Genomic DNA, 19834 nt, shown 5'->3' with positions numbered 1-19834 from the left:
TTAGCAGTAGGAATCATCGGCCTTTAGTCCGGTGTGGATGTCAAATGCTCAAAATATGCTTGAACGGTATTTTCCATTAGGGTTGCGACCGTCATCGGACCTACGCCTCCCGGAACCGGGGTGATATAGGAAGCACGTTCTTTAGCGTGTTCAAAATCGACATCTCCGCATAGCTTTCCGTCTTCAAGACGATTAATACCGACATCGATAACTACGGCATTTTCTTTGATCCACTCTCCTGGAATAAAGCGAGGTTTACCGACAGCGACGATTAATAAATCGGCGTCTTCCACAAAATGGCGGAGGTTTTTGGTAAAGCGGTGGGTTACGGTAACAGTACTTCCTGCATATAAAAGTTCAAGCGCCATCGGACGGCCGACTATATTTGAAGCCCCGACGATAACTGCGTTGATTCCTTTTAATTCACAGTTGATGCTTTTTAGCATGGTGATGACGCCTTTAGGGGTGCAGGCACGAAGTGCCGGAATACGCTGGGTAAGGCGTCCTACGTTATAAGGGTGAAAACCGTCTACATCTTTACTCGGTAAAATCTTTTCAATAACTCGTCTTTCATCAAGACCCTTAGGAAGCGGAAATTGTACGAGGATCCCGTCAATTCGCTCATCTTTGTTACATTCATCAATGATTTGCTCAAGCTCTTCTTGGGTTGTTGTATCAGGAAGATCATAAGGGAAAGACTCAATACCCACTTCTTCGCAGGCTCTTCTCTTATTGCGTACATAGACCTCAGAAGCCGGATTGTTTCCGACTAATATTACGGCAAGACCGGGTTTTCTATTGCCGTTGGCGATGCTGGCGTCAACATCTTTTTTTAAAGATAAACGCAGGTCTTTAGCAATCTGTTTGCCGTCAATAAGCTGGGCTGGCATGTTCTTTGGTCTCCTAAATAGATATAAGCATGTGTATTATATAGCGCTTAAAAGCATTCTTACACTGACGATAAAAAGCGCTATTGCAAAAATTCTTTTTAAGGTTGCAGGTTTGATGTTTTTACCAAAACGCACTCCGTACGGTGCAGCCAGTACGGATAAAGGTATAACGCAAATGGCCCCTAACAGATTGACTAAACCGAAGGTACCAATAGGCGCATTTGGAGGAGTATGTCCTGACAGGATTAAAATAATAGCTCCTGGTACGCAGACGAACAAAGAAACGGCAGATGACGTTCCGATGGCTTTGTGTGGTTCTACCGAGCAGGCATTTAAAATCGGAACCGTCAGTGTGCCTCCGCCGATTCCGAGCATCACGGAGAAGCAGGCAATGCAAAAAGCAATTATGTTTTGGAAGAATTGCCGCGGTAAAGTTTTGAAGGCTGGCTTGGCATTGGCGCGGAATAAGGTGTTGATGCTATTTAAAATCATTACGCTGCCAAACAGGATGGCAAGCCACTGACCGCCATAAAATGCGGAAATGACAGAGCCGACAACCACGCCGCATAACATGCCCAAAGACCAGCGCTTGATGACATGCATATCGGTATTGCCGCGTCGATACTGGGAAATTGCTGCAGAAATTGATGTGGGTATCATGCACATTAAAGAGGTACCAGTGGCAAGTACCATGGCAAGATTAGGATCTACTTTAAGTACGCTTATGAATACGAAATATAAGGCTGGAACAAAAATAACTCCACCGCCGATACCGAGAAGTCCGGCTAAAAATCCAGCAATTGAACCGCAGACAGCTAAGACGCCTACGGTGAAAATTAATTCACTTACATCCAAACCCAGCATATATGCATCCTTTTTCTATAATGTGATCGCAGCCATGAAATTTTAGCTAAAAAATCTTTTTTCGGCATACTTTTTTGTACTTTTCACTGTGAAAATTAATGTTTTTGTACAATATGTTGCAGATGATTTGGAAAGGTAAAGAAAAAAAGTTCAAAAAAATTGTTGACTTGCAAAATAAAGGTCTGTAGAATTTGCCCCCGTTGATTGCTAATAAACATCGGTGATTAGCGCAGTCTGGTAGCGCACTTCGTTCGGGACGAAGGGGTCACAGGTTCAAGTCCTGTATCACCGACCATGGCAATAAGAAGTGCCCTTAGCTCAGTTGGATAGAGCAACAGCCTTCTAAGCTGTGGGTCGAAGGTTCGACTCCTTCAGGGCACGCCAGTGTCTTGAATTTAGCATCTACAATTCTGTTACGGTGGCTGTAGCTCAGTTGGCAGAGTCCTGGATTGTGATTCCAGTTGTCGTGGGTTCGAGCCCCACTAGCCACCCCATCCTAATAAAATCCATTACACTTCTTGCGGGAGTGGCGAAATTGGTAGACGCACCAGATTTAGGTTCTGGCGCCTTCGGTGTAAGAGTTCGAGTCTCTTCTCCCGCACCACTTTAATTATCTTTAATATTTTTTAATTTGTCGCTTTCAGCTTAAATTTTTATCTTTGCATCATGAGTTAGATTATTTTTTATCTCGAAGAGTTTGTAGTTGAAGTTTAAGCTCTTCAAATGGCTTTTTTATCTTGTTTTTTTCTTATTTTTCTGGTATAAATACAGCGCTTTTCCTATCAAAGGATAAAAGCGGTTTTGGCAAGGCGTAACCTTGTTGAGATCTAAACAGGTGGAACTTAATAAAGAAGGCCCCATGTGATAGGGGCTTTTTTTTTGGTAAAACACGGAGTTTTAATGGCAGGAACCATTGAAGAAAAAATTGATGAACTTGTAAGGCCGCTTATTGAAGCCAGCGATCTTATTTTGTGGGGTGTCAGATACAGAGGCGGACGCGACAGCGCTCTTTTGCAGATTTTTATTGATTCAAAAGACGGAGTAAGCGCAGATACCTGTGGAGATATTACCAATATGCTGTCACCTGCTTTGGATGCTGCAGATATTATTGCTCCTGCATATATTCTTGAAGTTTCATCTCCGGGTTTTGACAGAATTTTATTTACTCTCGATCAGGCAAGAGCTTATATCGGGAAAAAGATTAAAGCTGAAGTGCGTATTCCGGTAGGCGGGCGTCGTAAATTTGAGGGCGTCCTTGAAGAAGTAACCGAGGATAACTCACTTAAGATAAATGACAAAATTTCAGGTCAAGTGGAAATTGCCTTTTCAAATATTTCCGTTGCACGACTTGTCCCGGAATTTTCACAGACCGGCAAAAAGCCGCAGTAGTAAATTAAGAGGTGTTTTAAAAAATGGGTAAGGAAATCATTGCGATTGCCGAGGCACTTTCAAACGAGAGAGCTATTCCGAGAGACAAGATTTTTGAAGCTCTTGAAACCGCTTTGGCTACTGCGACCAAGAAAAAATATCCTGTGGATATTGCCGTTCGCGTAGCGATTGACAGAAAAGACGGTTCTTATCGCACTTATCGCCGCTGGAATGTTATTGATACTGACGGACCTCTTGAAAATCCCGCATCCGAGGTCTCTCTTGCTGCAGCAAAAGAGGATCACCAAGGTATTCAGGCAGGTGACGTTGTAGAGGAGGAAATTCCGTCTGTTAAGTTTGATCGCATTACCATCCAGACTGCAAAGCAGGTTTTGTCGCAGAAAGTTAAAGATGCCGAGCGTGAGCAGATCATTGCCGAGCAGCGCGAGCATTTAGGTCATGTGGTTAATGCTACTGTTAAAAAACAGGGACGTGATTTTCTTATTTTGGATTTGGGCAATAATGCCGAGGCGGTTTTGCGCCGCGATCAGATTATTCCGCATGAGACTTTCGGCCGCGGTGATAGAATCAAGGTTTTACTTTCTGAAATTCGAGCAGACGGTAAAGGTCCGCAGATTATTTGCTCACGTACTGCAAATGAGTTTTTAAGTGAGTTATTCAGAATCGAAGTTCCTGAAATAGGTGAAGATATTATCGAGATCATGAGTGTGGCCCGTGATCCCGGTTCACGTGCAAAAATTTCCGTGCGCAGCAAGGATCGCCGTATTGATCCTCGCGGAGCATGTATAGGTATGCGCGGTGCTCGCGTCATGGCTGTTTCAAATGAACTTGCCGGCGAAAAGATAGATGTTGTTCTTTGGGATGAGAACTTAGCCCAATACGTTAATAATGCTATGGAGCCTGCGGAGGTTTCCAAGATTATTATTAATGAAGACAGCCATACTATCGATGTCGCCGTAGCTGATGAAAATTTGGCTCTGGCTATCGGTCGCAATGGTCAGAACGTTCGCCTGGCATCTCAGATTTTAGGCTGGAACCTTAAGGTTATGACCGAAAGCGAGATGGAAGAAGGGCTTAAGGCTGAGGAAGGAAAAGTAATCAAGACTTTTGTTGATGCTTTAAATATTGACGATGAGTTTGCAGAAGCTTTATCAAGCGTTGGATTTACCACTTTAGAGGAAATTGCATACGTTCCCATTGAGGAGTTTGAGTCCATCGAAGGTATTGACAGAGAGACTGCAATCATCCTTCAGGAAAACGCCCGCAAAGCTCTTGCCGAGCGTGAGGAAAAACTTAAAGAGTCAGGAAGCGAGTCTTTGACAAAGCTTGAAGGCATAGATAGTGATCTTGCCATGAAGTTGGTTGCTGTCGGAATTAAGGATCCTGAAGAACTTGCCGAGCAGGCAGTTGATGATTTACTTGATATTGAAGGCATGACTGAAGAAAAAGCAGGTCAAATCATTATGGCAGCACGTAATGAGTGCTGGTTTAAAGATGAGAAGTAGGAGGCAGTGATAATATGAACGATAAATTTAATAAAAATGATAATGCCCCTAAACGTATGTCATTAAATAAAAGAACCCATAGTACTTTAACCGTTCAAGGATCTACCGGACGTGCCAAAGTAGTACAGGTTGAGTTTCGTAAGAAAAAAGTAGTTATTGATCCTAAAGAGATTGAAGCCCGTAAGGCAGAAGAGGCTCGTAAAGCCGAGGAAGCCCGTCAGGCAGAAGCTAAGAGAATTGCTGAGGAAAAACGACAGGCTGAAGCTGCAAAGAAGGCTGAGGAGGCACGAAAAGCAGAGGAGGCTCGTAAAGCAGCTGAAGAAAAGCGTAAGGCTGAAGAGGCCCGTAAAGCAGCTGAAGAAAAACGTAAGGCCGAAGAGGCTAAACGTAAAGCTTCAGAAAAGAAAGCAGTTGAGGAACATAAGCCTTCCCGTAAGGAAAATGTTGAAGATAAGGCTGCGGAAGAAGCTTTGCGTCGTCAGCAGGATGAACAGCAAAAACGCAAGATTGAAGAAGAAGCTGCAAGACAGGCAGAAGAGGCTCGCCGTTTGGCTGAAGAAAATGAAGCTCGCTGGGCAGCAGAAGAGGAAGAACGTCGTAAAGCTTCTGAAAGCGATTTAGATATCAGTACTTCAAAATACGTACGTGAAGCTGAGGCAATTCAGGAAAGAGAAGCTGAAAATCGCGGTCGCCATCGCGGCGGCAACAACGAGCGCCGGCAGTCCACAAAAAAGCGTGAAGAGACTGAAAATCAGAATACTAATCAAAAACGCAGCAGTCGCCGCGGCGGAAAAGGTCAAAAGAGTCTTGCCAAGCTTAATCAGCAGCAGCACGGCTTTAATCGTCCTGCAGCTCCGGTATCACGTGACGTTGTAATCGGTGAGACCATTACGGTCGCCGAGCTGGCGCAAAAAATGGCGGTTAAGAGCGCAGAAGTTATTAAGACTTTGATGAAGCTCGGTGAAATGGTAACTATTAACCAGGTTATCGATCAGGCTACAGCTCAGATCGTAGCTGAAGAAATGGGGCACAAAGTTATTTTGCGCCGCGAAAATGAGATAGAAGAGGAAGTTCTTGCAGAACGCAAGACTTCGGAAAATGCCGTTACCCGTGCTCCTGTGGTTACCATCATGGGTCACGTTGACCACGGTAAGACTTCACTTCTTGATTATATTCGCAAGTCAAAGGTTGCAGCCGGCGAAGCCGGCGGTATTACTCAGCGTATCGGTGCTTATCACGTTAAAACTCGCGGTTCAGGTATTACTTTCCTTGATACTCCGGGTCATGCTGCCTTTACTGCAATGCGTGCGCGCGGTGCCCAGGTAACCGATATCGTAGTATTAGTCGTAGCTGCTGATGACGGTGTTATGCCGCAGACGGTTGAGGCAATTCAGCATGCTCAGGCTGCCAAGGTTCCTCTTATAGTTGCGATTAACAAGATGGATAAGCCCGGTGCCGATCCTACTCGCGTCATAAATGAGTTAATTCAGCATTCAGTTATTCCTGAAAGTATGGGCGGTGAAACTCAATTTGTTGAGGTATCGGCAAAGACCGGTATGGGCGTTGATTCTTTGCTTGAGGCGATTTTACTTCAGGCTGAGATGCTTGAATTAAAAGCAGTTGCTGACGGTATGGCTGCTGGTGTCGTTATTGAATCTCGTCTTGATAAAGGCCGCGGACCGGTTGCTACCGTTTTGGTTCGCGAAGGTACTTTGCATAAGGGCGATGTCGTTTTGTGCGGACTTGAGTATGGCCGCGTTCGCGCTTTACGCAATGAAAAAGGACAGAATTTAGAGAGTGCAGGTCCGTCAATCCCCGTTGAAATTTACGGTTTGTCGGGCGTGCCGGTTGCAGGTGATGAAGTAACCGTTGTTCGTGACGAAAAGAAAGCCCGTGAGGTTGCTTTATTCCGTCAGGGCAAATATCGCGAGCTTAAGATTGCCAAGCAGCAGAAAGCCAAGCTTGAGAATATGTTCAAGGATAATACCGCATCTGAACTTAATGTCGTACTCAAAGCCGATACACAAGGTTCAGTTGAGGCTATTTCCGATGCTCTTAACAAACTTGCAACAGATGAAGTTAAGGTTAATATCGTAGGCTCAGGAGTCGGCGGCATTACTGAAACCGATTCAACTTTGGCAGCGGCTTCTAACGCCATTATCGTCGGATTTAACGTTCGTGCCGACGGTCCTGCCCGTCGTGTCATCGAGTCGGAAGGCGTTGATTTACATTACTACAGCGTTATTTACGATTTGCTTGATGATGTTAAGAAAGCAATGAGCGGTATGCTTAAAGCTGAAGTTCGTCAGGAGATTATCGGCATGGCCGAAGTGCGTGATGTATTCCGTCATCCTAAATACGGTGCAATTGCCGGATGTATGGTGGTTGAAGGTCTCGTTAAGCGCTCTGCTCCTATCCGTGTATTACGTGATAACGTTGTTATCTTTGAAGGTGAACTTGATTCATTGCGTCGCTTTAAAGATGATGTTTCTGAAGTTAAGTCAGGAACCGAGTGCGGTATTTGCGTTAAGAACTATCAGGACGTGCGCGTAGGCGATCAAATTGAAGTATTTGAAAACGTCGAAGTAAAACGCTCTTTATAGGACAGTATATGCCGAAAAGTTTTGGAAGAAACGAGCGCGTCGCCTCTGCCATATTGCGTGAGGCGGCAGATGTTTTACATCATTCAGTCAAAGATCCGCGCGTAAAATCCGCAACCGTCACTGAAGTATCGGTAAACTCAGATTTGCGTGATGCTCGTATTTTCGTGTCATTTTTGACTAATGACGAACAAGCGGTAAAAGAAGCTATGGAGGGATTGAATAAAGCAAAAGGATTTATCCGTTCTGAACTGGCTTCACGTTTAAAGCTAAGGTATATGCCTGAAATTCACTTTATCTTTGACAGCCTGCTGTCAGAGAGCATGAAGCTTGATGCCTTAATTGCCAAAGGTCTCGGGCCTAAAGAATAAAGCGTTGTTTTAATCTTTTATAAAGCCTCTGAGGTTTAAGCCAAAGAGGCTTTGTCCTTCATATATGTTTAATCCTGAAGCGTTTTTATTAAGGCGCTTCTGAGATGATAGGCATATTTTGTTTTAATCGTTATAATAACGATTTTGATAATAAATTGATGAACGGTTTTACGCATGAAGCTATATCGACATTTATCCGATTATAAACGTCCTGAAAGCGGTGTCGCTTTGGCTATCGGTAATTTTGACGGCTTCCATAAAGGCCATCAGGCTGTTATTGCCGCTATGCGTGAAAAAGCTTTTAAGTTCGGTTTAAAAAGCGCGGTCATGATTTTTGAACCGCAGCCTTTAGAATTTTTTGCAAAAGCCGTACCTGCAAGACTTTACTCTCTTCGCGATAAATTAAAGGCATTTAAAGAAGCAGGTGTTGATATTGTTTTTTGTATGCCTTTTAAAAAGTCTTTCTGTCAGATGAGCGACAGGGAGTTCGTGCTTGATTTGCTGGTTAAAAAACTCGGTGTAAAGAGCATTACAGTCGGTTCGCTTTTTACTTTCGGTAAAGGCGGAGTTTCTGGAATTGAAGAATTAAAAGCCTTGGCCAAAGAAGCGGGTATAGAAGCAGGAGCTATTTCAGGAGTGGCTCCGTCTGGAACTCGTGTTTCAAGCACTATGATAAGAGCTTTAATACAGTCGGGTGATTTTACTACTGCAAAAAATGAAATCGGCAGACCGTATTCGATTTCAGGTAAAGTTCTGCACGGCAACGCTTTAGGCAGAACTTTAGGCTTTCCGACGGCAAACATCAATTTAAACAGAATAGTGTGTCCGTTAGTCGGCGTTTACGCTGTTAAAGTTAAAACCTTGTACGGCATGTTTAAAGGTATGGCAAATGTCGGGATTAGACCTACTGTTGAAAAAGGTAGGCTTAAAAATCTCCTGGAGGTGAATTTATTTAACTTTAACGCTGATTTATACGGTCAGGAAATTGAAGTTTTTTTCGTTAAGAAGATCCGAGACGAGAAAAAATTTGATGATTTAAATTCTCTTAAAGAGCAGCTTCATGCCGACAGAAAGACGGCAATGACTCTTTTGGAAAATAGTGATAATAACTTAAATATTGTTAATGAGTAGGTATATTCATGGCAGATTATAAAAGTACTTTAAATCTTCCGGTTACCTCTTTCCCGATGCGTGGCGATTTAGCCAAGCGTGAGCCGAAGATGCTTAAAGATTGGGAAGAGCGTGAGTTATATAAGAAAGTCCGCGCAGCGCGTGAAGGCCGCGATATGTTCATTTTGCATGACGGCCCTCCATATGCCAACGGCAGTATTCATATAGGTCACTCTATTAACAAGATTTTAAAAGATATTATCGTCAAGTCTAAAACCATGTCTGGTTTTGACTCACCGTATATTCCGGGCTGGGATTGTCACGGTTTGCCGATTGAGCTTAAGGTTGAAGGTCTTGTTGGAAAACCGGGAGATAAAGTGGATGCGGCAACTTTCCGTAAGGAATGCCGTAAATATGCTTATAAGCAGATTGAAGGTCAGAAAAAGGACTTTAAGCGCTTGGGCGTATTAGGTGATTGGGATCATCCTTATATCACCATGGATTACAAGACTGAAGCTGATACGATTCGTGCTTTAGGCAAGGTTATAGAAAACGGACATTTTGTCCGCGGTTCAAAGCCTGTGTACTGGTGTCTTGATTGTCAGTCTGCCTTGGCTGAAGCTGAAGTCGAATACTACGATGTAACGTCAGATGCTATTGATGTTAGATTTAAAGCTGTTGACGAAAGTGCAGTCTTAAAAGTATTTAATACTGATAAAGGGGAGGGTCCTATTTCATGCGTAATTTGGACTACTACTCCGTGGACACTGCCTGCAAATCGTGCTATTTGCTTAAACGAAGCTTTTGAGTATGCCTTGGTTCAAATTAATGGAACCAATCCCGAGCGTTTGATTTTGGCTCGTGAATTAGTTGAGTCGGTCATGCAGCGCTGTGAGATTTCAGATTATGAAATCTTAGCTTTATGCCGCGGAAAGGATTTGGAGTTATTGCGCTTTAGCCATCCTTTTTATGATTTTGACGTCCCGGCTATTTTAGGCGCCCACGTTACTCTTGATGCAGGTACCGGCTGTGTTCATACTGCACCTGGTCACGGTCTTGATGACTATGTGGTAGGTCAGAAATACGGAATTGAGGTATTTAACCCGGTGGGGCCTGACGGCTGTTTCTTAAAAGATACCAAGTTCTTTGCAGGTCTTAATGTTTTCAAGGCAAATCCTGAAGTCATTAAGCTTTTAAGTGAAAAAGGCGCTTTGCTTTGTTCTAAGAAAATAACTCACAGCTATCCTCATTGCTGGCGTCATAAGACTCCGGTTATTTTCCGTGCTACCGCTCAGTGGTTTATTACCATGGACGGCAATAATTTAAGAAAGCGTGCTTTGGAGGAAATCAAAGGCGTTCGTTGGATCCCGTCTTGGGGACAAAATCGTATTGAGGCCATGGTCAGCCAACGTACTGATTGGTGTATTTCCCGTCAGCGTACCTGGGGCATGCCGTGTGCAATTTTAATTAATAAAGAAACCGGTGAAATCCATCCGCGCACTCCGGAAATCATTGAGAAAGTCGCTAAGGCCGTCGAAAAAGAAGGTATTCAGGCTTGGTGGGATCTTAAGGTCGAAGATTTAATCGGACCTGAAGAAGCTTCTTTATATTATAAAGATCCTAATACTCTTGATGTATGGTTTGATTCCGGTTCTACCCAGTTTAGCGTTGTCGATCAGCGCCCTGAGTTTAAAGGCCATACGGCTGATATGTATCTTGAAGGATCCGATCAGCATCGCGGCTGGTTCATGTCATCCTTGATGCTTTCTGTTGCCATGAAGGATAAAGCTCCTTACCGTCAGGTTTTAACTCATGGCTTTACCGTTGACGGTAACGGCCGCAAGATGTCAAAATCATTGGGTAATGTTATCGCTCCGCAGTCTGTTATGGATAAGCTTGGCGCCGATGTTCTGCGTTTATGGGTCGCATCAACCGACTATACCGGTGAGATCGCCGTATCCGATGAGATTTTCAAGCGTTCATCCGATTCTTATCGCCGCGTTCGTAATACTATCCGTTTCCTGCTTGCCAATTTGTCAGGTTTTGATCCGCAAAAAGATCTGGTTGAATTTGACAAGATGATTGAACTTGATAAGTGGGCCGTATCACAGGCAGCAAAGGTTCAAAAGGAAATCAGGGCTTATTATGACAATTATGATTTCCATATGGTAGTTCAGAACTTGATGCACTTCTGCTCAATTGAGCTCGGTTCTTTCTATCTTGATATTATCAAAGATCGTCAATATACCGCCAAAGCAGACAGTTTGGCTCGCCGTTCCTGCCAGAGCGCTTTGTACCTTATCGCCGAAGCTTTAATCCGCTGGATTGCTCCTGTTCTGTCGTTTACTGCTCAGGAAGCTTGGGAAGCAATGCCCGGCAAGCGTGATGAGTTTGTATTTACCGCTACCTGGTTTGACGGACTTAAAGAGCTTGATGATAATGCCAAATTCGGTCATGCTTATTGGGATCGCATTTTAAAATTCCGCTCTGAAGCTAACCGTGCCATTGAAGAGGCCCGTGGATCCGGCGTTATCGGCGGATCTTTAGAGGCTGATTTAAGCGTTTATGCAACGGGAGATTTAGCATCCGATCTTAAGATGCTGGGTGATGAACTGCGCTTTGTGCTTATTACTTCCCGTGCCGACATTCATGAGGAAGCAGCTCCTGAGGGCGCATTTAAGTCCGATGTTTGTGATTGCTCTTTTGTAGTTAAAAAGTCGACTGCACCCAAGTGCGAACGCTGCTGGCATTATGAAGCTGAAGTTTCTGCCGATCCTGAGTACCCTGGACTATGCCCGCGCTGCATTGAAAATATTAAAGGCTCAGGAGAGAAGAGGCTTTTTGCTTAATGACGCAAACTAAACCTCAAGGTTTGCCTTTTTTATGGATAAGTCTCCTGGTCATTGTTCTTGACCAGGTGACTAAATATTTATGCGTGAACTTGATTGAATACGGTACTGCAGGCATAAACGTGCTGCCGTTTTTTAATTTGGTTCACGTTTATAATTTCGGGGCAGCCTTTAGTTTCCTTGCAGATAAAGGGGGATGGCAGCGCTGGTTTTTTGCAGCTCTTGCCGTAGTAATTTCCCTCGGTTTTATCTATGTCTTGAAAAAGACTCCGAGAAGCCATAAATGGACATGTCTTGCTTATGCCTTATTTATCGGCGGAGCAATTGGCAATTTAATTGACCGTCTGTTTTTAGGATATGTAGTGGATTTTCTGCTTTTTTATCTTAAGACCGATTCGGGAATTTTAGCTTATCCTGCTTTTAACGTTGCCGATATTGCGGTATGCGTCGGAGCGTTTTTATTAGTTATCGTGTCTTTTGGTTCTAAAAAGACTACTGAAAATAAGAGCGCAAAATGAGTTTTAAAATTTATTTGGCAAAAACTCGCGGTATGTGTGCCGGAGTCGATCGCGCCATTCGTGTGGTAAACCTTGCTTTGGAGCGTTACGGCGCCGGTAAGGTATGGGTCTTGCATGAGGTGGTGCATAACCATCATGTGGTGCAGGATCTTAAAAATAAAGGGGCCGTTTTTGTTGAGTCTTTGTCGGAAATTCCTGATGGCAGTGTTGTAATTTTTTCAGCTCACGGCGTCGGTATTGCCACCTTCAATGAAGCTAAGGAGCGTCATCTTACAATTATTGACGCAACTTGTCCTCTTGTCAGCCGTATTCATCGTAAGATGAATCGTGCCGGATTGGAGGGAAAGGATGCTGTAGTTATAGGCCATGCGGGGCATCAGGAGGTTACCGGTACTATCGGGCAATATATGGGAGATCCTTCTAAAGTTCACGTGATTTTGACCCCTGAAGATGTTGCTGCACTCAATATTTCAGACAATGCGGCAATTTTTGCCACTCAAACCACTTTATCGGTTGATGAAACTGCCAAAACGGTAGCTGCGCTAAAAGAACGTTTTCCGCATATTGAAGGACCTAAGACTGACGACACTTGTTTTGCAACGCAGCATCGTCAGGGAGCAGTTAAGAAGTTAGCTCAAATTTGTGATGTAGTTTTAGTCGCCGGATCTAAAAACTCATCAAATTCCAATCGTCTGCGAGAAGTCGCAGCAAGTTGCGGAGCTCAGGCTTATTTGGTAGAGGATCATCTTGAGCTTCAATCTAAGTGGTTTGACGGCATCAAAGCAGTAGGTCTTACTGCCGGAGCATCGGTTCCTGAATATGTCGTGGACGGTATTTTAAAGTTTTTAAGAGAGAAAAGTAATTGTGATGTAGAGGAAATCGGAGAGGCTCCTGTAAAGCGTTCTTTTGCTCTGCCGCAGGGTGTTTAGTTTCTGACTGAATGCAAAGCGGTAAAAACGCCTAAAAGACAGTCTTGCCATGATGAGTGTCCGTAATTTTCAAGCTTAAAAATCCCGCTTATACTTTCTTCAAAACAGGCGGGATTTATTTTTTTTAAAAGCTCTGCAGTTTTAATCAGATTTAAGTTAAATCGGCCCGATAATGCATTTTTCAACATAGCTGCACTTATGTCGTTGGTAAGCGACAAGTTATCTGCGATTACGTTAGATATATAAGGCAGATGTTTTACGTTATAAAGTCTTAAGATAAAGAGCCAGCCGAGAATAAAATCATCACCGGACGGAGTAAGTCCCGGACCGAGTCCTAAAAAATCGCATAAGGCATTTGAAAAAGCTAAGCGATCTTGATCTATTGTGAGAGCGCATAATTTTAGCTTTGTATATTTTTCTAAACAAAAAGTATCCTTTTTTATGAAAATCAACTCAAATAATGAGTTTTGGCATTTATTTTTATTTAAAAAAAGAAAAAAAAGTTTAAGAAAAACGTCATTGAAGTTCTTTTGTAAATTTATGCTTAGTTTAAGATTTACACAATCTTGCGGTTTTAGCTCGTAGGTGTTCAAATTATTTTGTGCATAAATAATTATGGATAGATCTTTGCCTTTTTTGAAAGTTAAAGAAGAAACATGTGAAAAAAAACTCTTGGGCAAGGTTAATGAAAAAGGGGATAAAATTTTGTCTTCACTAAGAATAGTAATAAGTTTGTTGTTTAATTTTAAATTTATCGCATGCGCAAATAAAGAATGTTCCTGTAAATAAAGGATATCGGTATTTTTTAATTTTGCATAAAGTTCAGCAAAAAGATCGCGGCATATCTGCATAAATATTGTCCTGACGTATTTATCCCATCTTACTGTAGCTTGTAAAAAAGTTAAATTTTTAATCATTAAAAATTTAAGTCTACGATCACAATGTGATGAGGCGACAGTCAGAATTTTCTTTTTAAAATGATAAATAATAACTAGAAAAAACAAATAATAGTTTTTTAACCTCAAAAACTTTGAGGATCTTGTGCAAAAGATTGCAATTTATTTTTGCCGTTTAGCTTTTATACTTCATTGAAGATTCGCTCATGGGGGATGAAATATGATTAAGCAGATTAAAGCAAGACCGTTTGATTTTACCTTTGACCCTGAAAAAACTGCACTGATGGTTATTGATATGCAAAGAGACTTTGTGCAAAAAGGCGGATTCGGTGAGGCTTTGGGGAATGACGTAAGTCCGATGCAAAAAGCCATAGAGCCTATTTCTAAAGTTTTAGAGTGCTGTCGATCTCAACATATGCTGATTATTCATACTCGTGAAGGACATCGTCCTGATTTGACTGATTGCCCTAAAGCAAAGCTTACTCGCGGAGGTAAGACCTTTATCGGTACTGACGGGCCCATGGGTAGAATTTTGGTTCGTGGTGAATACGGTCACGATATTATTCCCGAACTTTATCCTAAAGAGGGCGAAGTAGTAATTGATAAGCCCGGTAAGGACGCGTTTTTTGCAACTGATCTATATCAAATTTTGTTAAATCGCGGCATTAAGAGTCTGATTATTTGCGGTGTTACCACTGAAGTATGCGTGCAGACTACTTCGCGTGCAGCCAATGATCGAGGTTTTGAATTGGTTATTCCCGAAGATTGCTGTGCTTCTTATTTTCCTGAATTTCATGAAGCAGCATTAAATATGATTGCCGCTCAAGGCGCGATAGTAGGTTGGGTTTCCGATTCTAAATCTGTGATAAGTGCACTTGAGGAATAAAACATGCCGGTATTTTTTAAAAGTTTTAAAAATCTTTATAAAGATTCGGTAAGTTTGATGCAGCTTACTGCAAGCATATCGTCAACCACCGGTATCGAAAAATTGTCGGTAGCCATGCAGACTAAGGCTAACTTGCAAAGAGCGCAGATATTGGGTCTTAATATTGACGCAAAACCAAGTCCGAATGATTTAATGGCAGTTTTTGAAGCTGCAGATGCAGATGAAGCTTTAAAGGTATTTAATCTTATTGAAAAGGCATTAAATGCAAAAGAAGAGCGTAAGAGCGAAGTTAAAGAACAGAAAACCGTCAGTATCTTACAGACAAAAGAACGGGTTGTGGATCTTAATTTTGCCTTAATTTCGGTGCCCGGTGCTTATGCGGCGGCTGAGGCTTTAAAAGCACTTAAAGCAGGTCTTAACGTTATGCTCTTTTCTGATAATGTAAGCGAGGATGATGAGCTTATGTTAAAGGAAGAGGCAGTAAAACGCGATTTGCTCATGATGGGACCTGACTGCGGAACAGCTGTGATAAACGGAATGCCTTTAGGTTTTGCCAACGTGCTGAAAAAAGGCAGCATCGGCCTTGTCGGGGCTTCGGGAACCGGACTTCAGGAAGTCTCTTGCGCTATTTCCAATTTAGGGGGAGGGCTGTGTCAGGTTATAGGTACCGGCGGGCGTGATCTGCATGAAAAAATCGGCGGACTTATGACCATGTACGCGTTAGATCTGCTTGCCCGAGATGACAGTACTAAAGTTATCGGAGTAATCAGTAAACCTCCGGCATCTTCGGTTAAAGAAAAAATAATAGCTAAATTAAAATCAATTAAAAAACCTGTTGTAGTCCATTTTGTCGGTGATAAAAATCCTAAAAGCCAAGACGGCAATATTACTTATGCCTCATCATTAATTGAATGCGCAAAAATCGCTTGCGCTTTGCTTGAGGGCGGAAGTTTGTCTTTGAGCAAAGATGAGGTTTTGCCAAAAGCCAAAAGCAATGAGAGTAATAACGCATTGTGTGCGATTTTCTGTGGCGGAACTTTCTGTGCAGAAGCTCAGAGTTTGGCTCTTGAATGCGGATTTAATGTTAAATCAAACGTTCCTGTTCAAGGAGCAAAATCTTTGAAATATGAAGGTCCCGGCAATGTGTTTGTTGATATGGGTGATGATGAGTTTACTAACGGCAGACCTCACCCTATGATTGATCCTAGTCTTCGCGATGAGTTTTTTGCCAAAAGCATGCAGGATCCGCATGTTAAGATAATTTTATTTGACGTGGTTTTAGGTTACGGCTCAAGTCTTACGCCGCTTGAGGGGTTAAAGAAGCTTATAAAATTAAACAAGCGTTCTGATTTGAATTTTGTCTGCCATGTGTGCGGTACTGATGAAGATCCTCAATCGCTTAAAAATACGGTAAACGAGCTTAAAGCACTGGGGGTTACGGTAGCTGACAGTAATTATGATGCAACTCTTGCAGCTCTTGCTTTACTGTGAGGATGTTAAAGTTATGAATGATATTTTTAAGAAAAAATTAAGCACGGTAACATTGGGTGTAAAAAGTTTTTCAGATAATTTGCGTACTTTTAGCGATGAGGTCGTAAATCTTGAATGGCAGCCGCCGTGTTTTGCCGATCCTAAAGACGCGATGCTGCTTGCAAGGCTTTTTAACAATGAGAAAATCGTTAAAGCCAACGAGATTGCAGTTGGTAAATATTTAAATGCGCAGCCTGTTCTTACTAAAATTTGTTCTGCGCGTGAGGTAATTCCGGATTTTAAGGGCCGCAAGCTTTTACATTCCGGTCCTCCTATTGCATATGAGAATATGTGCGGTCCGATGCAGGGTGCTGTATGCGGAGCAATTGTCTACGAGGGCTGGGCCGATGATATTGAGTCTGCACAAAATTTAGTCAGAAGCGGTCAGGTGGAACTGTCTCCTTGTCATCATCACCATGCCGTGGGTCCGATGGCGGGCGTTATCAGTCCGAGCATGCCGGTTTTCGTAGTAAAAAACACTGTTGACGGCAACGAGGCCTATTCAAATTTAAATGAGGGCCTGGGTAAAGTTTTACGCTTTGGTGCAAACGGAGACGAAGTTTTAAGCCGCCTTAAGTTTATGCAGGAAAAATTAGCTCCGGTTCTTGCCAAAGCTCTTGAAATTTTAGGACCGATTGAAATTAAGCCGCTTATATCCCAGGGTCTTCAGATGGGAGATGAGTGTCATAACCGCAACAGCGCAAGTACCGGTCAGCTTATAAAGATACTCTCCCCCGTTCTTGCCGGAATTGACGGCGGAGCCGAGGCTCTGCGCTTTATTGCTTCAAACGATCATTTCTTTTTAAATTTATCCATGGCCGCCTGCAAGTGCATGCTTGATGCCGCTTCAGGAGTTAAATACAGTTCAATGGTCGTGGCTATGGCGCGTAACGGCGTTAATTTCGGTATTAGGATTTCCGGTGCCGGCGACACATGGTTTGAAGCTCCTTCTTTATTTATAAAAGGTCTTTATTTCCCCGGTTATGGAGATAAGGATGCAAATCCCGATCTGGGTGATAGTGCCATAACCGAAACGGCAGGCATCGGCGGTTTTGCTATGGCAGCTTCTCCTGCCATAGTTAAATTTGTCGGAGGATCTTCCCAAGATGCTTTAAACAACTCTCTTAGAATGCGCGAAATAACTTTAGGCCGTCATCCTTCTTTTTGTCTGCCGGCACTTGATTTTGACGGAACGGCTTGCGGAATTGATGTACTTAAGGTACTTGATCGCCATATCCTGCCGATTATCAATACTGGAATAGCGCACCGACAGGCTGGCATCGGACAAATTGGAGCCGGAATTACCAATGCGCCTGAAGAATGCTTTGTCAAAGCTTTAAGATTTTTGGCAGCAGATGTTTTATAGCTACTTCAGTAAAAGTGGATTAAGAAGTTTTTTAAGGGGATGTTTATGAGCGTACTTTTAGCAGTTAACGGAACATTGATGCGCGGTCTTGAACTGTGCAAAAACATGGAGGATGCGGGAGCGGAATTTGTAAAAGAAGACGCTACTGCACCGTGTTATCGCTTATGGTCGGTAAATGACAATAATCCTGCTATGCTTAAAGTAAAAGAAGGCGGCGTAAGCGTGCATCTTGAAGTGTGGGAGGTCCCGGAAGCGGGGCTTGCGGATATTTTGAAAAAAGAGCCGCCGGGGCTTAGCATCGGCAAAGTCCAGCTTAAAGACGGATCTTATGTTTTAGGTGTTATTGCCGAACCTTGGGTTGTTGAAGGAATGAAGGATATTTCTCAATTTCAGGGGTGGCGCAGCTATATTGCAAGCAAAGCCTAAAAGGAGATTTATATGTCAGAGAATCAAAAGATAAAATTGTGGGTGTCTGGCGACCTTAATGCGTTTTTCGGTCTGTTCACCAACGTACTGTTAAACACTATCGTTCTTACCGGATTGTGCCTTTATGTAGTTCAGATCCCTTCTGAAACGGTATTCGGCCGCGTACTGCCGGCATTGGGAATTGCCTTGCCGTTTGGCAATATCATCTACGCTTTTATGGCCTACAAACTTGCTAAAAAAGAAGGAAGAAGTGATGTTACCGCACTTCCGTACGGGCCGTCGGTACCGCACATGTTTATCGTGGTCTTCGTGGTAATGCTGCCTACGGTTTTGCTGTATAAAGATTGGGTTTTAGCCTGGAAGCTCGGCCTTATCTGGTGTGTTCTTATAGGTTTAATCGTTCTTTTAGGCGTTTTAATCGGACCTACTATAAGAAAATATACTCCGCGTGCTGCAATGCTCGGTTCGCTTGCCGGAGTAGCTTTGACATATATTGCGATGCGTCCTGTGTTTCAAATTTATGAAGCAGCTTGGATCGGCATCATTTGTTTTATGATCATTTTGTTAAACTGGGTCGGCGGAGTACGGCTGCCGTTTAATATCCCGGGCGGTCTTGGGGTAGTTATTGTAGGTTCGTTTCTTGCCTGGGGTGCTACTTTCTTAGGTTTTAGCAATATTATGGATCCTGGGCAGGTAACTGCATCGCTTAGTAATTTTGCTTTTTATTTTCCGTCATTTTCTTTTGATGTACTAAGTGTACCTTCTGAGCTCGTATGGCCCCTTTTAGTTTCGGCTATTCCTCTTGGCATTTTAAACTTTACTGAGATTTTAAATAATGTCGAGTCGGCAAATGCTGCAGGTGATAAATACAATTTGCGTTTTATTATGGCGGCAGACGGTATCGGTGCTATTTTAGGCGGATTTTTAGGCTCTCCTTTCCCTCCGGCTGTTTACATCGGACATCCGGGATGGAAGGCTATGGGCGGACGTATCGGTTATTCCATGGTCACTGGCATAGTAATGGCCATTTTGTGTTTCTTCGGTCTTACTTCATTGCTATTGTCGGTGATTCCGCTGGTTGCCATTATTCCGATTTTGCTGTTTATCGGTTTGGTTATCGGGGCGCAGGCTTTTCAGGTATCGCCAAAACGTCATGCTCCGGCCATTATTTTGGCTTTGATTCCGAATGTTGCCGAGTGGCTTAAGACTCAGGTTGATGGAGCTTTAAGCGCTGCGGCGGTAAATACCGTGTCAATCCCTGATGAGATTATTGCCAGCATGAATTCAGGCGGTGTACTGTATAACGGCATAGTGTCGGCGGGAGGAGGCGGTATCTTAGCCGGTATGATTTTGGCTGCTATTGCCGTGTTCATAATTGAAAGAGCTTTCCATTGGGCGGCGGTTTATGCTGTGGCAGGATGTGTTTTGTCATTCTTCGGCTTCATTCACGGAACTTCACTTGCTTTTAATGCCTCACCGGCCGTAAGTTTCGGCTATGCATTAAGTGCGGTTGTATTTATCCTTATGGCAATAAAAGAGTCTAAAGAACGTCCGTTGTCCTGGGCTCCGGTGAGTGAGGAAGAAAATTAATTTATCAAAAAAAGATCAGCGGCTAAACCCCGTCCTTCAGGGCGGGGATATAGCCGCGAGGAGAAGCTCAGTTTTTAATCCGGTGTTTTCTGCCGGTCAATATGTTGCCGAATAA

16 protein-coding genes and 4 tRNA genes are annotated in these 19834 nt (G+C 43.1%); 17 read left to right on the top strand and 3 right to left on the bottom strand.

Translation table 11 applies throughout. The features are described 5' to 3' along the window. Positions 1–23 precede the first annotated feature (23 nt). Complete coding sequence (gene folD, locus HMPREF9444_RS08490) at positions 24–890, bottom strand: bifunctional methylenetetrahydrofolate dehydrogenase/methenyltetrahydrofolate cyclohydrolase FolD (RefSeq protein WP_009144005.1); 867 nt, start codon at positions 888–890, stop codon at positions 24–26. A 36-nt stretch (positions 891–926) separates the two neighbouring features. Continuing rightward, positions 927–1754, bottom strand: coding sequence for a sulfite exporter TauE/SafE family protein (locus tag HMPREF9444_RS08485; protein WP_009144004.1), 828 nt, complete (start codon positions 1752–1754; stop codon positions 927–929). A gap of 218 nt (positions 1755–1972) precedes the next feature. Between HMPREF9444_RS08485 and HMPREF9444_RS08480 the strand changes: the two genes are divergently transcribed. The 12 genes from HMPREF9444_RS08480 (at position 1973) to ispH (ending at position 13025) form a co-directional block, all read left to right on the top strand. After that, a tRNA-Pro gene (locus HMPREF9444_RS08480) sits at positions 1973–2049 on the top strand. A 12-nt stretch (positions 2050–2061) separates the two neighbouring features. Beyond that, a tRNA-Arg gene (locus tag HMPREF9444_RS08475) sits at positions 2062–2138 on the top strand. A 34-nt stretch (positions 2139–2172) separates the two neighbouring features. Next, positions 2173–2248, top strand: a tRNA-His gene (locus HMPREF9444_RS08470). Between the two features lie 26 nt (positions 2249–2274). Then, positions 2275–2358, top strand: a tRNA-Leu gene (locus HMPREF9444_RS08465). Positions 2359–2654: 296 nt separating this feature from the next. After that, entirely contained in the window at positions 2655–3143 is a 489-nt protein-coding gene (locus tag HMPREF9444_RS08460) for a ribosome maturation factor RimP (RefSeq protein WP_040909455.1), read from the top strand. Between the two features lie 23 nt (positions 3144–3166). Beyond that, the gene (gene nusA / locus HMPREF9444_RS08455; protein ID WP_009144001.1) at positions 3167–4648 is read left to right on the top strand and encodes a transcription termination factor NusA; all 1482 of its coding nucleotides are present in this window, start codon (positions 3167–3169) and stop codon (positions 4646–4648) included. Positions 4649–4662: 14 nt separating this feature from the next. Then, positions 4663–7251, top strand: a complete 2589-nt coding sequence (gene infB, locus HMPREF9444_RS08450; RefSeq protein ID WP_009144000.1) for a translation initiation factor IF-2 — start codon at positions 4663–4665, stop codon at positions 7249–7251. 8 nt (positions 7252–7259) lie between these two features. Next, positions 7260–7619, top strand: a complete 360-nt coding sequence (gene rbfA, locus HMPREF9444_RS08445; RefSeq protein ID WP_009143999.1) for a 30S ribosome-binding factor RbfA — start codon at positions 7260–7262, stop codon at positions 7617–7619. A gap of 174 nt (positions 7620–7793) precedes the next feature. Beyond that, on the top strand, positions 7794–8750 hold the full coding sequence (gene ribF, locus HMPREF9444_RS08440) for a bifunctional riboflavin kinase/FAD synthetase (protein WP_009143998.1): 957 nt from the start codon (positions 7794–7796) through the stop codon (positions 8748–8750). A gap of 8 nt (positions 8751–8758) precedes the next feature. Then, positions 8759–11578, top strand: a complete 2820-nt coding sequence (ileS, locus tag HMPREF9444_RS08435) for an isoleucine--tRNA ligase (RefSeq protein ID WP_009143997.1) — start codon at positions 8759–8761, stop codon at positions 11576–11578. Continuing rightward, complete coding sequence (gene lspA, locus HMPREF9444_RS08430; protein ID WP_009143996.1) at positions 11578–12096, top strand: signal peptidase II; 519 nt, start codon at positions 11578–11580, stop codon at positions 12094–12096. Before ileS ends, lspA begins: the two co-directional genes overlap by 1 nt. Beyond that, entirely contained in the window at positions 12093–13025 is a 933-nt protein-coding gene (gene ispH, locus HMPREF9444_RS08425; protein WP_009143995.1) for a 4-hydroxy-3-methylbut-2-enyl diphosphate reductase, read from the top strand. Before lspA ends, ispH begins: the two co-directional genes overlap by 4 nt. Here the strand turns inward: ispH and HMPREF9444_RS08420 are convergent. Next, positions 13022–13876: an oxamate carbamoyltransferase subunit AllH family protein gene (locus tag HMPREF9444_RS08420; RefSeq protein WP_040909454.1), complete on the bottom strand. Its 855-nt coding sequence runs from the start codon at positions 13874–13876 to the stop codon at positions 13022–13024. The genes ispH and HMPREF9444_RS08420 overlap by 4 nt on opposite strands. A gap of 265 nt (positions 13877–14141) precedes the next feature. Between HMPREF9444_RS08420 and HMPREF9444_RS08415 the strand changes: the two genes are divergently transcribed. The 5 genes from HMPREF9444_RS08415 to HMPREF9444_RS08395 are packed head-to-tail and all read left to right on the top strand — an operon-like array spanning position 14142 to position 19719. Further along, on the top strand, positions 14142–14807 hold the full coding sequence (locus tag HMPREF9444_RS08415; protein ID WP_009143993.1) for a cysteine hydrolase family protein: 666 nt from the start codon (positions 14142–14144) through the stop codon (positions 14805–14807). Positions 14808–14810: 3 nt separating this feature from the next. Continuing rightward, positions 14811–16298 carry an acyl-CoA synthetase FdrA gene (gene fdrA, locus HMPREF9444_RS08410; protein WP_009143992.1) on the top strand — a complete coding sequence of 496 codons (1488 nt, stop codon included), beginning with the start codon at positions 14811–14813 and terminating at the stop codon, positions 16296–16298. Between the two features lie 13 nt (positions 16299–16311). Further along, positions 16312–17703, top strand: a complete 1392-nt coding sequence (locus HMPREF9444_RS08405) for a YlbE family protein (protein ID WP_040909453.1) — start codon at positions 16312–16314, stop codon at positions 17701–17703. A 45-nt stretch (positions 17704–17748) separates the two neighbouring features. Next, positions 17749–18129, top strand: coding sequence for an allophanate hydrolase-related protein (locus tag HMPREF9444_RS08400; RefSeq protein WP_198002777.1), 381 nt, complete (start codon positions 17749–17751; stop codon positions 18127–18129). Positions 18130–18141: 12 nt separating this feature from the next. Further along, positions 18142–19719 carry a permease gene (locus HMPREF9444_RS08395; protein WP_009143989.1) on the top strand — a complete coding sequence of 526 codons (1578 nt, stop codon included), beginning with the start codon at positions 18142–18144 and terminating at the stop codon, positions 19717–19719. Positions 19720–19834: the final 115 nt, after the last annotated feature.

Origin of the sequence: Succinatimonas hippei YIT 12066, from assembly GCF_000188195.1 — a bacterium.
GTDB classification, from domain to species: Bacteria; Pseudomonadota; Gammaproteobacteria; order Enterobacterales; family Succinivibrionaceae; genus Succinatimonas; species Succinatimonas hippei.
Note: the sequence above shows the minus strand (reverse complement) of the source record. Positions and strands in the feature narration are given on the sequence as shown.